This window comes from Variovorax beijingensis, assembly GCF_007828835.1.
In the GTDB taxonomy this organism is placed as follows: Bacteria; Pseudomonadota; Gammaproteobacteria; order Burkholderiales; family Burkholderiaceae_C; genus Variovorax; species Variovorax beijingensis_A.
Genome location: NZ_VIVL01000004.1, coordinates 444,515 through 458,004 on the forward strand (window position 1 = coordinate 444,515; position 13,490 = coordinate 458,004).

15 protein-coding genes and 1 tRNA gene are annotated in these 13,490 nt (G+C 67.4%); 9 read left to right on the forward strand and 7 right to left on the reverse strand.

The window, feature by feature from the left end:
* Positions 1 to 14 precede the first annotated feature (14 nt).
* Both FB547_RS15615 and aat read right to left on the reverse strand, forming a co-directional pair.
* Positions 15 to 764 (reverse strand): arginyltransferase, encoded by a 750-nt coding sequence (locus FB547_RS15615; protein WP_145743658.1) that lies wholly within the window; start codon positions 762 to 764, stop codon positions 15 to 17.
* On the reverse strand, positions 761 to 1,516 hold the full coding sequence (gene aat, locus FB547_RS15620) for a leucyl/phenylalanyl-tRNA--protein transferase (RefSeq protein WP_145743660.1): 756 nt from the start codon (positions 1,514 to 1,516) through the stop codon (positions 761 to 763). The genes FB547_RS15615 and aat overlap by 4 nt, the downstream gene beginning before the upstream one ends.
* 234 nt (positions 1,517 to 1,750) lie before the next feature.
* Here aat and FB547_RS15625 point away from each other — a divergent pair, with 234 nt between their 5' ends.
* From FB547_RS15625 to FB547_RS15635, 3 genes are all read left to right on the forward strand, one after another.
* Positions 1,751 to 4,081, forward strand: coding sequence for a xanthine dehydrogenase family protein molybdopterin-binding subunit (locus tag FB547_RS15625; RefSeq protein ID WP_145743662.1), 2,331 nt, complete (start codon positions 1,751 to 1,753; stop codon positions 4,079 to 4,081).
* Positions 4,082 to 4,118: 37 nt separating this feature from the next.
* On the forward strand, positions 4,119 to 5,030 hold the full coding sequence (locus FB547_RS15630) for a helix-turn-helix transcriptional regulator (protein WP_145743664.1): 912 nt from the start codon (positions 4,119 to 4,121) through the stop codon (positions 5,028 to 5,030).
* A gap of 65 nt (positions 5,031 to 5,095) precedes the next feature.
* Positions 5,096 to 5,494, forward strand: coding sequence for an SRPBCC family protein (locus tag FB547_RS15635; RefSeq protein ID WP_145743666.1), 399 nt, complete (start codon positions 5,096 to 5,098; stop codon positions 5,492 to 5,494).
* Here the strand turns inward: FB547_RS15635 and pobA are convergent.
* Positions 5,491 to 6,672 carry a 4-hydroxybenzoate 3-monooxygenase gene (gene pobA, locus FB547_RS15640; RefSeq protein ID WP_145743668.1) on the reverse strand — a complete coding sequence of 394 codons (1,182 nt, stop codon included), beginning with the start codon at positions 6,670 to 6,672 and terminating at the stop codon, positions 5,491 to 5,493. The two genes, FB547_RS15635 and pobA, sit on opposite strands and share 4 nt — an antisense overlap.
* Before the next feature lie 131 nt (positions 6,673 to 6,803).
* On the opposite strand from pobA, the gene FB547_RS15645 reads away from it, so the two are divergent.
* The 5 genes from FB547_RS15645 (at position 6,804) to FB547_RS15665 (ending at position 11,505) form a co-directional block, all read left to right on the forward strand.
* Complete coding sequence (locus FB547_RS15645; protein ID WP_145743670.1) at positions 6,804 to 7,574, forward strand: IclR family transcriptional regulator C-terminal domain-containing protein; 771 nt, start codon at positions 6,804 to 6,806, stop codon at positions 7,572 to 7,574.
* Positions 7,575 to 7,628: 54 nt separating this feature from the next.
* Positions 7,629 to 8,288, forward strand: coding sequence for a response regulator (locus FB547_RS15650; protein ID WP_028256376.1), 660 nt, complete (start codon positions 7,629 to 7,631; stop codon positions 8,286 to 8,288).
* Positions 8,285 to 9,613, forward strand: coding sequence for an ATP-binding protein (locus FB547_RS15655; RefSeq protein WP_145743672.1), 1,329 nt, complete (start codon positions 8,285 to 8,287; stop codon positions 9,611 to 9,613). The genes FB547_RS15650 and FB547_RS15655 overlap by 4 nt, the downstream gene beginning before the upstream one ends.
* Positions 9,614 to 9,706: 93 nt before the next feature.
* Positions 9,707 to 11,182: a DegQ family serine endoprotease gene (locus tag FB547_RS15660; protein WP_145743673.1), complete on the forward strand. Its 1,476-nt coding sequence runs from the start codon at positions 9,707 to 9,709 to the stop codon at positions 11,180 to 11,182.
* Positions 11,183 to 11,202: 20 nt separating this feature from the next.
* Positions 11,203 to 11,505 (forward strand): hypothetical protein, encoded by a 303-nt coding sequence (locus tag FB547_RS15665; protein ID WP_145743675.1) that lies wholly within the window; start codon positions 11,203 to 11,205, stop codon positions 11,503 to 11,505.
* Positions 11,506 to 11,520: 15 nt separating this feature from the next.
* On the opposite strand, the gene FB547_RS15670 is transcribed toward FB547_RS15665, so the two are convergent.
* From FB547_RS15670 to FB547_RS15680, 3 genes are all read right to left on the reverse strand, one after another.
* A complete protein-coding gene (locus tag FB547_RS15670) occupies positions 11,521 to 11,730 on the reverse strand; it encodes a hypothetical protein (protein ID WP_145743677.1) in 210 nt (69 codons plus the stop codon).
* 226 nt (positions 11,731 to 11,956) lie between these two features.
* Positions 11,957 to 12,190, reverse strand: coding sequence for a hypothetical protein (locus FB547_RS15675; RefSeq protein WP_145743679.1), 234 nt, complete (start codon positions 12,188 to 12,190; stop codon positions 11,957 to 11,959).
* Between the two features lie 119 nt (positions 12,191 to 12,309).
* Positions 12,310 to 12,717 carry a hypothetical protein gene (locus FB547_RS15680; RefSeq protein WP_145743681.1) on the reverse strand — a complete coding sequence of 136 codons (408 nt, stop codon included), beginning with the start codon at positions 12,715 to 12,717 and terminating at the stop codon, positions 12,310 to 12,312.
* 297 nt (positions 12,718 to 13,014) lie between these two features.
* Here FB547_RS15680 and FB547_RS15685 point away from each other — a divergent pair, with 297 nt between their 5' ends.
* Positions 13,015 to 13,266, forward strand: coding sequence for a hypothetical protein (locus tag FB547_RS15685; RefSeq protein WP_261380293.1), 252 nt, complete (start codon positions 13,015 to 13,017; stop codon positions 13,264 to 13,266).
* Between the two features lie 69 nt (positions 13,267 to 13,335).
* On the opposite strand, the gene FB547_RS15690 is transcribed toward FB547_RS15685, so the two are convergent.
* Positions 13,336 to 13,411, reverse strand: a tRNA-Asn gene (locus tag FB547_RS15690).
* Between the last annotated feature and the right edge of the window lie 79 nt (positions 13,412 to 13,490).

Genomic DNA, 13,490 nt, shown 5'->3' on the forward strand with positions numbered 1-13,490 from the left:
GACCGGGCGCCATTTTACCTTGTGAAATCAGATGGTGCTTGCCAGCGTCCGTCGATCAGCAGTTCGTGCGGCGCAAAGCGCGCCTTGTAGTTCATCTTGGCGCTGCCTTCGATCCAGTAGCCGAGATAGACGTGCGGCAGGCCGAGCTTGCGCGCCTGCTCGATCTGCCACATCACGCTGTAGGTGCCGTAGCCTGCGCTGCTGTCGGGTTCGTAGAAGGTGTAGACCGCAGAAATGCCGTCGTTCAGCACATCGAGTATCGACACCATCTTGAGCGCGCCGGCCGTGCCGTCGGGCAGTGCCTCGCGGAATTCGACGAGCCTGGAGTTGACGCGGCTCTGCAGCAGGAACTGGGTGTACTGGTCGATGCTGTCGTGGTCCATGCCGCCGCCGGCGTGGCGGCCGGTCTGGTAGCGCAGATAGAGCTTGTAGTGCTCTGGCACGAAGCACAGCTTGAGCACGCGCGCCAGCAGGTTCTGGTGCTGCTTCACGGCGCGGCGCTGGCTGCGGCTGGGGTGGAAGCTATCGACCAGCACGCGCAGCGGTATGCAGGCGCGGCAACCGTCGCAGTAGGGCCGGTAGGTGAACATGCCGCTGCGCCGGAAGCCGCTGAGCACCAGGTCGGAGTAGGCGTCGTTGTGGATCAGATGGCTGGGCGTGGCCACCTGCGAGCGGGCCTGGCGGTCCGGCAGGTAGCTGCAGGGGTAGGGCGCCGTCGCGTAGAACTGCAGCGTGTGAAGCGGAAGATCCTTGAGGTGCGTCACGTCGGTCCGGAAGGTCGCGCGGAAAGGAGTTCTGCCCAGTATACGGGCTCGAAATGCCACTGTGGCCCCTGTTGTTCCCGGGCCCTCGCGACGTGCGCGACGAAGCGGCTGCGCGATATTTCGCGGGCTCCCAGGCTGGCCAGATGGGAGGTGTTCTGCTGGCAGTCGATCATCTTCACCTGGAAGCGGCGGCACAGGCACACCAGCGCGGCCAGCGCGATCTTGGAGGCGTCCGGACGGCGCGTGAACATTGATTCGCCGAACACCGCGCGCCCCAGCCCCACGCAGTAGAGGCCGCCCGCGAGCTTGCCGTCGATCCAGGTTTCCACGCTGTGCGCGTGGCCGGCCCGGTGCATCGCCATGTAGGCCTGCACCATGTCCGGCACGATCCAGGTGCCCGATTGGCCGGTGCGCGGCGATTGCGAGCAGGCCGCGATGACCGAGGCGAAGTCATGGTCGATCCGCACCTCGCAGCCGGCGGTCTGCGTGAAGCGGGCCAGGGTCTTGCGCAGCGACCTGTGGAGCCTGAATTCGGCCACCTGCAGCACCATGCGGGGGTCGGGGCTCCACCAGAGAATCGGCTGGTCTTCGCTGAACCAGGGGAACACGCAGCGGCCGTAGGCGTGCACCAGGGTGTCGACGTCGAGCGCGCCGCCGGCGGCGAGCAGGCCGGGTACGGGGTCGTGCTCGCCCCAGGCGGAGGCGGGGTCGGGCAGTGCGTCGCCGGGTTCGAGCCAGGGCAGTTGTTGCATGGCCGTAGGTATACACGGCTTCGCCCGCGCTTCGGCCGAGGCCGGAAAAATGCCCGTCCTGCAGCGGGAAGGCAAACAGCGGGAAGGCAAACGATTGCAGCCCGCGCGCCACAGGCGCCGCCCGTGAAGCGCACAAGACTATCCGAAGCCCATATAGTGCTGCTTCCCATTCGCACTCCATGCGGACCCGCCGGGCCAGCGTTGCCCGGTACCGGCCTGCCCAAGAGGACCACGTTGACCACTGATTCCATCCCCACCCGTTTCGGCAGCGGCCAGGCAGTGCGCCGCCTCGAGGACGAGAGCCTGCTGTCCGGCGCAGGCCGCTACACCGACGACGTTGCGCTCCCCGGTCAGACGCATCTCGTCTTTCTTCGGTCGCCCTATCCGCATGCGCGCATCGTGTCGATCGACACGGCCGCCGCCGCCGCCATGCCCGGCGTGCTGCGCGTGATCACCGGCGCCGAGCTGGCCGAGGCCGGCGTCAAGCCGATGCCGGGCGCCGTGGGCTTCAAGCGGGCCGACGGCAGCGACTGCGCCAGCCCCCCGCGCCTGGCCCTGGCGCATGGCAGAGCCCGCTTCGTGGGCGAGGCCGTGGCCGCGGTGGTGGCCGAAACCGTCCAGCAGGCACGCGATGCCGCCGAGGCGGTGGTGGTCGACTACGAGGCGCTTCCCATGGTGGTCGACCTCGCAAGCGCCACCGCCGACAGTGCGCCGCTGCTGTGCGATGAAGCCACCGGCAACGTCGCCGCCGAAATGCGCCATGGCAGCAGCGACGCCGCAACAGCCGCCTTTGCCAAGGCGAAGCACGTGGTCGCGCTCGACGTGGTCAACCAGCGCGTGGTGGCGCTGACCATCGAGCCGCGCTCGGTGCTCGCGGCGCCCGACGCCGAATCCGGCCGCCTGACCATCCGCATGAGCACCCAGATGCCTTCGGGCGTGCGCGATTCGATCTGCGCCGCCATCGGGCTCGCGAAGGAAAAGGTGCGCGTGGTGGTGGGCGACGTGGGCGGCGGCTTCGGCATGAAGACCGGCGCCTATCCCGAAGACATCGCCGTGGCCTTTGCCGCGCTGCAGGTCAAGCGCCCCGTGAAGTGGGTGGCCGACCGCAGCGAGGAGTTTCTTTCGAGCGCGCACGGCCGCGACATCGAAGCCAAGGCCGAACTCGCACTCGACGCCGACGGAAAGATCCTTGCGCTGCGCATCAAGACACTGGCCAACGTCGGCGCCTATGCCACCGGCACCGGCGTGGCGATCCAGCTCCTGATCGGCCCCTGGGTGCAGACCAGCGTCTACGACATCCAGACCATCGACTTCCATTTCAAGGCGGTGCTCACCAACACCGCGCCCACCGGCGCCTACCGTGGCGCGGGCCGTCCCGAGGCGATCTTCACCATCGAGCGATTGATGGACGAGGCCGCCCGCCAGACGGGCATCGACCGCGTCGCGCTGCGCCGCCGCAACTTCATCCGCCCCGAGCAGATGCCCTACAGGAACCCGATGGCGCAGACCTACGACACCGGCAAGTTCGAGTCGGTGATGGACCAGGCACTGGCGCTGGCGGACTGGCAGGGCTTCGAGGCCCGCGCCGCCGAGTCGGCGAAGAACGGCAAGCATCGCGGGCTGGGCATTGCCACCTTTCTCGAATGGACCGGTGGCAACGTGTTCGAGGAGCGTGTCACGGTCTCGGTGCAGGCCGATGGCGTGATCGAGGTGTTCTCCGCAGTCAATGCCATGGGGCAGGGCATTGCCACCTCGCTCGCGCAGCTGGCAGTCGATGCCTTCGGCGTGCCGATCGAGAAGGTGCGCGTGGTGCTCGGCGACACCGACCGCGGCGACGGCTTCGGCAGCGCCGGTTCGCGCTCCCTGTTCACCGGCGGCTCGGCGGTTCGCATCGGCGCCGAGCGCACCATCGACAAGGCGCGCACGCTCGCGGCCCAGGAGTTCGAAGCCGCCATCGACGACATCACCTACACCCGCGGCGTCTTCACCGTGGCCGGCACCGACCTGGAACTCGACCTGTTCGCGCTGGCGGGCAAGCAGCCCGGGCGCGAGATCTTCGTCGACTCGACCAGCACCGTGGCCGGGCCGACCTGGCCCAACGGCTGCCACGTCTGCGAGATCGAAATCGATCCGCCCACAGGCGAGATCAGCGTGGTGGCCTACAGCTCGGTCAACGACGTGGGCCGCGTGATCAACCCGATGATCGTTCGCGGCCAGCTCGAAGGCGGTGCAGTGCAGGGCATCGGCCAGGCGCTTTACGAGCAGGTGGTGTACGACAACGAAACCGGCCAGCCGCTCACCGGCAGCCTCATGGACTACGCCGCGCCGCGCGCGGACATCGTCCAGGCCATGTTCCACATGGAAATGGACGAGTCGACACCGTGCGCCAACAATCCGCTGGGCGTGAAGGGCGTGGGCGAGCTGGGCACCATTGGCGCCACGCCGGCCATCGTGAACGCGGTGGCCGATGCCTTCGCGCGCAACGGCCTTGCGGCCAGCGCTCCGCACCTGCACATGCCGCTGAGCCCGGCGCGCGTGTGGCAGGCCATGCACACCGTCGACTGAGCACCTTCAAGCCGGGTGATCGAAGCTCTCGCGCACCATGCTCGTCACCACCGAACTGCAGACCGATGCGATCCGCGTGTCGAGCTACCGCTGCGACGCCCGGCCCGGCGCGCGGCCGTTCACCGAGATGCACACCGAGCATTCGGTTTCGTACGTACGCAAGGGCAGCTTCGGCTACCGCACGCGCGGCAACGCCTACGAGCTGGTGGCCGGGTCCGTGCTGGTGGGCTGTCCGGGCGACGAGTACGTCTGCACCCACGATCACCATGTCTGTGGCGATGAATGCCTGGCGTTCCATCTGTCGCCGGGCTTCGTCGACCTGATCGGCGGCGACCAGCGGGCCTGGCACACGGCAGGACTTCCGCCGCTGCCCGAACTGATGGTGCTTGGCGAGCTTGCGCAGGCCGCGGCGGAGGGGCGCAGCGATGCGGGACTCGACGAGCTGGGCATGTGGTTCGCGAGCCGTTTCGTCGAGGTGGTGGAAGGGCGCGGCAAACCCGCGCCGCCATCCGCCGCCGCACGCGACAGGTGCCGTGCGGTCGATGCAGCGATGTGGATCGACGCGAATTCGCAGGACGACATCGGCCTCGAAACCGCGGCGTCCGAAGCTGGATTGAGTCCGTTCCATTTCCTGCGCCTGTTTTCGCAGGTGCTCGGCGTCACGCCGCACCAGTACCTGGTCCGCTCGCGCCTGCGCCACGCGGCGCGGCTGCTGGTGGACGACGACCGGCCCGTGACCGACGTGGCCTTCGAGGTCGGCTTTGCCGACCTGAGCAACTTCGTTCGCACCTTCCACCGCGCGGCCGGCGTGTCGCCGCGCGGCTTTCGCCAGGCTGCCAAGGGCGACCGCAAGATTTTCCAAGACCGCCTGGCCGCACTCTCCGATGATGACCGCCTGATCCACCCATCGAGCAGAAAGCCATCGCCATGCACGACCACATCGGACTGAAAGCCAGAGACCTTGCCGCGAGCCGGCGCTTCCGTGAGGCGGTCTGCCCCTGAAGGCGAACGACCATGGCAACGATCTACAAGGAATTCATCGTCGAAGCCGATGCGTCGCACGTCTGGGATGCGCTGCGCGACTTCGGCGCCGTGCACACGCGCCTTGCGCCCGGCTTTCTCACCGGCTGCGAGCTGGACGGCAAGGGCGCGCGCATCGTCAGCTTTGCCAACGGCCTGGTGGCGCGCGAACTGCTCGTGGGCATCGACGAGCCCAACCGCCGGCTGGCCTACACCGTGACCGGCGGCAAGGCCAGCCACCACCACGCCTCGGCCCAGGTGTTCGCGCTGGGTGAAGGCCGCTCGCGCTTCGTCTGGATCACCGACGTGCTGCCCGACGAACTGGCCGCCCACATCGAACCGATGATGGCGCAGGGCGGCGTGGCGATGAAAAAGACGCTTGAAGCGGCCTAGAAGTCTTCCAGCGGCAGGCCCACGTAGTTCTCCGCCAGCGCGGTGGAGGCCGCGTGCGAATGCACGAGGTAGTCGAGTTCGGCTTCCTGGATCTTCTGGCCGAAGGCGCCGGTTTCGGGAAAGCGGTGCATCAGCGAGGTGAACCACCATGAGAAGCGTTCCGCCTTCCAGACGCGGCGCAGGCAGAGGTCGGAATACCGGTCGAGCGCGGAGGCCGATTTCTCGCCGTAGAAGATCTCGAGCGCCCGTGAGAGGTAGCCCACGTCGGCCGTTGCCAGGTTGAGGCCCTTGGCGCCGGTCGGCGGCACGATGTGCGCGGCGTCGCCGGCCAGGAACAGTGTGCCGAAGCGCATCGGTTCGGCCACGAAGCTGCGCAGCGGCGCAATGCTTTTCTCGAGCGAGGGGCCGGTCACCAGCCGCTCGCGGGCTTCGGGGTCGAGCCGTGCGCGCAGCTCGTTCCAGAAGGCCTCGTCGCTCCAGCTCTGGACCTTCTCGTCGGCCGGCACCTGCACGTAGTAGCGGCTGCGATGCGCGCTGCGCATGCTGCACAGCGCAAAGCCGCGCTCGGTGTTGGCGTAGATCAGTTCATGCGACACCGGCGGCACCTCGGCCAGCACGCCGAGCCAGCCGAAGGGATAGATCTTCTCGTAGGTCTGAATGGCGTCGGCCGGCACGCTGGCGCGGCTCACGCCATGGTAGCCGTCGCAGCCGGCGATGAAATCGCATTCGATCTCGTGCGTCTGCCCGTCCTTCTCGTAGCGCACGCGCGGGCGCTGCGAATCGAAGTCGTGCAGGCTGACATTGGCGGCGCTGTAGATGGTGGCAAGGCCCTCGGCCGAACGCGCTTCCATCAGGTCGCGCGTCACTTCGGTCTGGCCGTAGACCGTGACCTGCTTGCCGTCTGTCAGGCCGTGCATGTCGATGCGGTGCCGGGCGCCCTTGAACAGCAGTTCGATGCCTTCGTGCGGCAGCCCTTCGGCCTTGGCGCGCGCATCGACGCCCGCGCGCGCCAGCAGGTCCATGGTGACCTGTTCGAGCACGCCGGCGCGGATGCGCCCGAGCACGTAGTCGCCGCTCTGGCGCTCGACGATGATGTTGTCGATGCCGGCCTTGAAAAGCAGCTGCCCGAGAAGCAGGCCTGCCGGGCCCGCGCCGATGATCGCGACCTGTGTGCGCATGTTCGTGTCTCCAATGGTTTTCCGAGAGCGTAGGACGTGTGCGGCCGGATGTCGCGGCGTGCGGCAAGGCTCTGTGCGATCATGCGAATGGCTGCGCGATCATCGCGCAACACTTCGCAGATTTGACCGAAATGACCATCGCCAAGGCCGACTTCATCGAGGGCATCGCCAAGGGAATGGCCGTGCTCGAAAGCTTCGACACCGAGCGCCAGCGCCTCAACGCCACGCTGGCCGCCGAGCGCGCCGGCCTCACGCGTGCCGCTGCGCGCCGGCACCTGCTCACGCTGGCCCACCTGGGCTACCTGGAGACCGACGGCAGCTATTTCTGGATGGCGCCCAAGGTGCTGCGCTTCTCGGGCAGCTACCTGGCGTCGTCGCGCCTGCCGCGCGCATTGCAGCCCACGCTGAACCGGCTGGCGGCGCAGACCGGCGAATCGTTCTCGGCCGTGGTGCTCGATGGCGAAGAGGCGGTCATCATCGCGCGCAGCGGCGCCTACGGCACGCCGACCCGCGTGCTGGCCTATGGCCTGCACTTGGGCGCCCGCTTGCCGGCCCATGCCACCTCGACAGGCCGGGTGCTGCTCGCGGCCATGGCGCCGGCCCAGTTCACGCAGTGGCTCAAGGGGCGCCACCTTGCGCGGCTCACGCCGCACACCACCACCCAGGCGCGCGGCCTGCGCCAGCTGATCGCCCGCGTGCGCAAGGACGATTACTGCTTTGCCAGCGAAGAGCACGAGCTCGGCGTGCAGGCGCTGGCGGTGCCGCTGCGCGACATGCAGGGCCGCACGGTGGCCGCGCTCAACGTGGTGCTGTCCGGCACGCGCTACCAGGAGGAGACGCTCCAGCGCGAGATGCTGCCGCTGCTCTTCGAGGCGGCGCGCGAAGTCCGGTCGCTGCTGTGAGATGAACTTCCGCACGGCCGCCGCCTCGAATCCCGAAATGGACAAGACAACACCATGCGACTCCTGCTTCTCGAAGACGACGTGATGATCGGCGAGGCCGTGCTAGACCTGCTGCGTGCCGAGCAGTACGCGGTGGACTGGGTGAAGGACGGCGAGGCGGCCGAGTCCGCACTGCGCACCCAGCAGTACGACCTCGTGCTGCTCGACCTGGGCGTGCCGCGCCGCGACGGGCTCGAGGTGCTGCGCAGCCTGCGCGCCCGCAAGCAGCGCATGCCGGTGCTGATTGCCACCGCGCGCGACTCGGTGCAGCAGCGCATCGAAGGGCTCGACGCGGGGGCCGACGACTACGTGCTGAAGCCCTACGACCTCGACGAGCTGCTGGCCCGCATCCGCGCCCTGCTGCGCCGCGCCGCGGGGCGCGCCGAGCCGGTCTACGAACACATGGGCGTGAGCATCAACCCCGCCACGCGCGAGGTCGCGGTGGATGGCCAGCCGGTGGTGCTTTCGGCGCGCGAATGGGCCGTGCTCGAACCGCTGATCGCGCGGCCCGGCATGGTGCTGTCGCGCGCCCAGCTCGAGGAAAAGCTCTACAGCTGGAAGGATGAAATCAGCAGCAATGCGGTCGAGGTCTACGTGCACGGCCTGCGCAAGAAACTCGGCGCAGAGCTGATCCGCAACGTGCGAGGCGTCGGCTACATGGTGCCGAAGGCATGATCCGCACGCTGACCGGATCGCTGCGTGCGCGCCTGCTGTGGTTTTTGCTCGCGGCCATCGTGCTGGCCGCCGGCGCGCAGGCGCTGGTGGCCTATCGCACGGTGCTGAAGGAGGCCGACGAGATCTTCGACTACCACATGCAGCAGATGGCGCTGTCGCTGCGCGCGGGCTTGCCGCCGAGCGCGGCCGTGGGCGGCCTGGGCAGCGGCGAGCAGAACTTCGACTTCGTGGTGCAGGTGTGGACCGCCGACGGCGTGCGCATCTTCGAATCGGCCGAGCAGGCCGCGCTGCCGCAGCTGGCGGTGCTGGGCTTTGCCGACGTGCGCGCGCGCGGCACCACCTACCGCGTGTTCTCGATGCAGACGAGCGGGCTGGTGATCCAGGTCGCGCAGGACATGGCGGCGCGCCGCAACATGGCCGGCGCACTGGCCCTGCGCACCATCGCGCCGGTGGCGCTGATGGCGCCGCTGCTCATGCTGGTGGTGTGGTGGGTGGTGAGCCGGTCGCTCGCGCCGGTGGCGCGCGTGCGGGGGCAGGTCGCGTCGCGGCAGGCCGACGATCTTTCTCCCGTGAGCGAGGAGAACCTGCCCGACGAGGTGCGTCCTCTGGTGCAGGAGCTCAACCTCCTGTTCGACCGGGTGCGGCAGGCCTTCGACGCGCAGAAGCACTTCGTGGCCGATGCCGCGCACGAGCTGCGCTCGCCGCTGGCCGCGCTCAAGCTGCAGGTGCAGGGCCTGCAGCGCGCCTCCGATGCCGCGTCGCGCGAACTCGCGGTGAGCCGGCTGGTGGCAGGCATCGACCGCGCGACGCGCCTGGTCGAGCAGATGCTCGCCCTGGCCCGGCACGAGGCCAGCATGGCTGCGGGGGCCAAGCCGGAACCGGTCGACCTTAGCGAAGTGGCGCGCCTGGCCATCTCGGATGCAGTCGCGGCCGCGCAGGCCCGGCGCATCGACATCGGCATCTCGCATGCCGACCCGGCCGTGGTGAACGGCCAGCCCGAGGCGCTGCGCATGCTGCTGCGCAACCTGATCGACAACGCCGTCAAGTACACGCCCGAAGAGGGACGGGTCGACGTCGGCATAGCAAGCCTGGGCACGGCGGTGGAGCTGAGCGTGGACGACAGCGGCCCCGGCTTGCCCGAGGACGAGCGCGAGCGCGTGCTCGACCGCTTCTACCGCTCGGGCGAGCCGCAGGCGCCGGGCAGCGGCCTCGGGCTGGCGATCGTGAAGTCGATCGCCGAGATGCACGGCGCCACGGTCGCGCTTGCGGCTTCGCCGGCGCTGGGCGGCTTGCGGGTACTGGTGCGCTTTGCCGCCAAGGCCTGAACCGCCGTCCGCGGTTTAAGCCGCGCTTAAGCCGGCGGGCCGACATTCCTTCCATCGTGTTTGCGTGCAGACGCATTGAAAGGAAAGCTAGAAATGAACACCCGCCTGACTTCTCCCCATGCCCTGGTTCTTGCCCTGGCGACCGCCGGGGTGATCGGTGCCGTCGGTGCCGGCGCCTACACCAGTGCCCGCGCCGTGAATGCGCCGACCACCAATGCCACGAGCGTGGCGCCCGCGGCCATGGTGACGCTGCCCGACTTCTCCACCATCACCTCGCGTGACGGCCCTGCGGTGGTCAACATCAGCGTGACCGGCACCGCCAAGGCGTCCGAGGACCAGGCCGCAGCCGAGATGCAGGGCATCGATCCGGACGATCCGATGTTCCAGTTCTTCCGCCGCTTCCAGGGCCAGATGGGCCCGCGCGCCCAGCAGCGCGAGGTGCCGGTGCGGGCGCAGGGTTCGGGCTTCATCGTGAGCCCCGACGGCATCATCATGACCAACGCCCACGTCGTGAAGGATGCCAAGGAGGTCACCGTCAAGCTGACCGACCGGCGCGAATACCGCGCGAAGGTGCTCGGCGCCGACGCCAAGACCGACATCGCGGTGCTCAAGATCGACGCCAAGAACCTGCCCACGCTCGCGCTCGGCAACACCAAGGACCTGAAGGTCGGCGAATGGGTGCTGGCCATCGGCTCGCCCTTCGGCTTCGAGAGCACGGTGACGGCCGGCGTGGTGAGCGCCAAGGGCCGCTCGCTGCCCGACGACAGCTACGTGCCGTTCATCCAGACCGACGTGGCGGTGAACCCCGGCAACTCCGGCGGCCCGCTGCTCAACACGCGTGGCGAAGTGGTTGGCATCAACTCGCAGATCTACAGCCGCAGCGGCGGCTACCAGGGCGTGTCCTTTGCCATTCCGATCGATGTGGCGGTGCAGGTGAAAGACCAGATCGTCGCGACCGGCAAGGCCACGCATGCGCGGCTCGGCGTGGCGGTGCAGGAAGTGAACCAGGCCTTTGCCGATTCCTTCAAGCTCGATAAGCCAGAGGGTGCACTGGTCTCCAACATCGAGAAGGGCGGCCCCGGCGACAAGGCCGGCCTGAAGGCGGGCGACGTGATCCGCAAGGTCGACGGCCAGCCCATCGTCTCGTCGGGCGACCTGCCTGCGGTCATCGGGCAGCAGACGCCGGGCAAGAAGGTCACGCTCGAAGTCTGGCGCCAGGGCGAGCGGCAGGAGCTTTCGGCCAAGCTCGGCGATGCGAGCGACAAGCCGGTGCAGGTTGCCAAGAACGACAGTGCGGCGGGGCAGGGCAAGCTCGGCCTTGCGCTACGGCCGCTGCAGCCTCAGGAAAAGCGCGAAGCCGCCATCGAGAACGGGCTGCTCGTCGAGGATGTGGCGGGGCCGTCCGCCATGGCCGGGGTGCAGGCGGGCGACGTGCTGCTGGCCATCAACGGCACGCCCGCCAGGAGCCTGGAGCAGGTGCGCGAGGTGGTGGCCAAGGCCGACAAGTCGGTGGCGCTGCTGATCCAGCGCGGCGAGGACAAGATCTTCGTGCCGGTGCGGATCGGCTGAAGCCCGCGCCAGTACAAAAGATGGCTTCATCCGAGGGCGGCCTTTCGGCGCACATCCTGCCCACGTCGGCCACCATGATCGGCGTGTGCATGACCGTGATGTCGATCGGCCACCTGGGCCCGCGCGACGACCTGCGGCTGCTGATCGACCGCCTGCTGGCCATCGACGCGCTGGTCTTCCTGGCCAGTGCACTGCTGTCTTTCATCTCGATGCGCTCGCGCGGCTCGGGCGTGCGGCTGGAAGCCTGGGGCGAGATGGTCTTCATCGCGGGCCTCGCGCTGCTGGCCCTGGGTGCGGTGACGCTGGCGTTTGCGCTGCGCTGAGGCCGGCGCCCCGGCTCAGGATTCCTTGTTGCCCGGATCCTTGTCGGGGGCCTGCGCGTCGAGTTCGTCCTTGACGGACCGGTTTCCTCGAAGGACCAGGAAGAGCACGGCGCCCAGGCCAATGGCAACAATCACGGCAATGAATCCGCCGCCGGAGGCCCACCACCAGAACAGACCGCCTGCAACAAGCAGCAGCGCGGTGATGAGTAGAGATTTCAAGTGCATGGCGCAAGGCGATAGTACGTTGGCGCTAATGTACGCGTCGTTACCGTTCGGCGCCCAATTTGTATTCTGGGATATACCCTCTTTTTTGCTTTGCCGCAGGGACGTAGCACTCCATCGATGGGGCTTGTGCGGCCCGTTCCACCGTGTCGGTGAGCAGACGAACTCGAAGGAAGGGATGAGCCACTCGTCCCAGGCTGGAAGAACCTGAAGCGGGTGAAGGAGGCGGTTACCCGTACGCCAGTGCGAGTTCCGTGATTCCTTCCGAGGTGATCTTCACGACCACCGCGGATTCGTAGTTCCTGAACGAACTGCGAAGATCGAGCGGCGGGGAGATGTCCGCTTCGACGCAGCCCAGGGCCTTGAGCGTCGCGATGGCCTGGATCAACTCCGGATCCCGGACGTGAACCGGGAACCTGGCATGTTCGAGTTCGAGCAGGTACTCAATGGGTGTCGCTGGCACGATGAGAACATCATGACCCAACCGTGGCGGTTCGTGTTCAGCCTGCGTCGATGAGATTCGTGCGGATCACCCTACAGGCGTCGGACCGGCTGCACGGCCACAACAGGCCGGATGCTCACTCAGACTGGCCGCACGTCGAAGAACGCTTCATCGGTGTCCCCAAGGTCGCGAAAGCCGGCAGTTCGGGCCGCGTCGTAGGCCTTCATCCATCGCCTGGCGAGCGCCATCTCTTCTCTGGTGAGGTCGGTTTCGCTGGACTCGCTGGCATTGTGGAACGCGCGCAGTGCGCGCATGACGTCGCCGCCGAGATGCCGGTCGAGTTCGCGCCGGAAGCGCTGCTCCGAGACCTTGACGGCGTCCGCTGCCGGGTGCGGGTAGTCGGCAAGCCGCACGGTATAGGCAACCCGGGGTTCGGGCTCGATGTCTTCGAACCTGAAGGGCGGGTCTTCCGAAACATCGGCCTGCGGGAGCGCGGCCCCTTGGGTTGGAGCCGGAGCCTGGGGATAAAAGAGTTCGGCTTGGTTCATGTTCATTTCTCCTGCGTCTTCTTGCTGGAAAGCGCCTGACCTTCGAACGGGTATCTCGACCCTCCGCATCAAGACTGTATGAATATACAGTAATATTGCGCTCGAACCCCCTTTTGCAGTTGCCCCCGAATCTTGGTTTTGCGGGGCCCTTGGCGACATCGCCGAGGATTCCGCCCAGCCGTGTGCTGGGCGTTTTTTTGTCTGATGCGACCGGACAGTCGAGGTTGTCCGACATGCCGAAGCGCGGATCCGGACGAGCATCGCGCCATGCAGCCACTCCGCCGGATTGCAGTCACCGTGATCGAAGAGGAAGAGGGCGCCTACCGCTGGCGCCTGATCGAGTTCGAGGGCGAAGGCTGGCATGTTCTCGGCCAGCAGTCGAGGTCCATGAAGACCTACAAGGCCGCGATGGCCGCCGGCTTGCTCGAACTGCAGAAGTTGGTCGAGGATCTCGATGTCGGGCCGCGAGAAGATGAGCCCGAGCCGGCGAAGGCCAAGAAGAGCGGATCCGTCTTCGGCTTCGGATTCGGGCTGCCGAAGATGGGGTGAGGCGCCCCAAAAGGAAATGCCCCGCTACCTTGTGAGTAGCGGGGCATCCAGAGGCCTTGCGGCTTGTAGTGGCTCCTCGACCTGGGCTCGAACCAGGGACCTACGGATTAACAGTCCGGCGCTCTACCGACTGAGCTATCGAGGAACAAGCCTCAGATTATAGCGTGGTTTTTTGCGTCGTTTGAGTACACCAATGCGGACGTAATAAATTTCTGAAAATTTTT

Coding starts and splice junctions, on each gene's coding strand:
- aat (WP_145743660.1), bottom strand. CDS start 1,516: ATGCAACAACTGCCCTGGCTCGAACCCGGCGACGCACTGCCCGACCCC.
- FB547_RS15630 (WP_145743664.1), top strand. CDS start 4,119: ATGCTCGTCACCACCGAACTGCAGACCGATGCGATCCGCGTGTCGAGC.
- FB547_RS15635 (WP_145743666.1), top strand. CDS start 5,096: ATGGCAACGATCTACAAGGAATTCATCGTCGAAGCCGATGCGTCGCAC.
- pobA (WP_145743668.1), bottom strand. CDS start 6,672: ATGCGCACACAGGTCGCGATCATCGGCGCGGGCCCGGCAGGCCTGCTT.
- FB547_RS15645 (WP_145743670.1), top strand. CDS start 6,804: ATGACCATCGCCAAGGCCGACTTCATCGAGGGCATCGCCAAGGGAATG.
- FB547_RS15650 (WP_028256376.1), top strand. CDS start 7,629: ATGCGACTCCTGCTTCTCGAAGACGACGTGATGATCGGCGAGGCCGTG.
- FB547_RS15655 (WP_145743672.1), top strand. CDS start 8,285: ATGATCCGCACGCTGACCGGATCGCTGCGTGCGCGCCTGCTGTGGTTT.
- FB547_RS15660 (WP_145743673.1), top strand. CDS start 9,707: ATGAACACCCGCCTGACTTCTCCCCATGCCCTGGTTCTTGCCCTGGCG.
- FB547_RS15665 (WP_145743675.1), top strand. CDS start 11,203: ATGGCTTCATCCGAGGGCGGCCTTTCGGCGCACATCCTGCCCACGTCG.
- FB547_RS15670 (WP_145743677.1), bottom strand. CDS start 11,730: ATGCACTTGAAATCTCTACTCATCACCGCGCTGCTGCTTGTTGCAGGC.
- FB547_RS15680 (WP_145743681.1), bottom strand. CDS start 12,717: ATGAACCAAGCCGAACTCTTTTATCCCCAGGCTCCGGCTCCAACCCAA.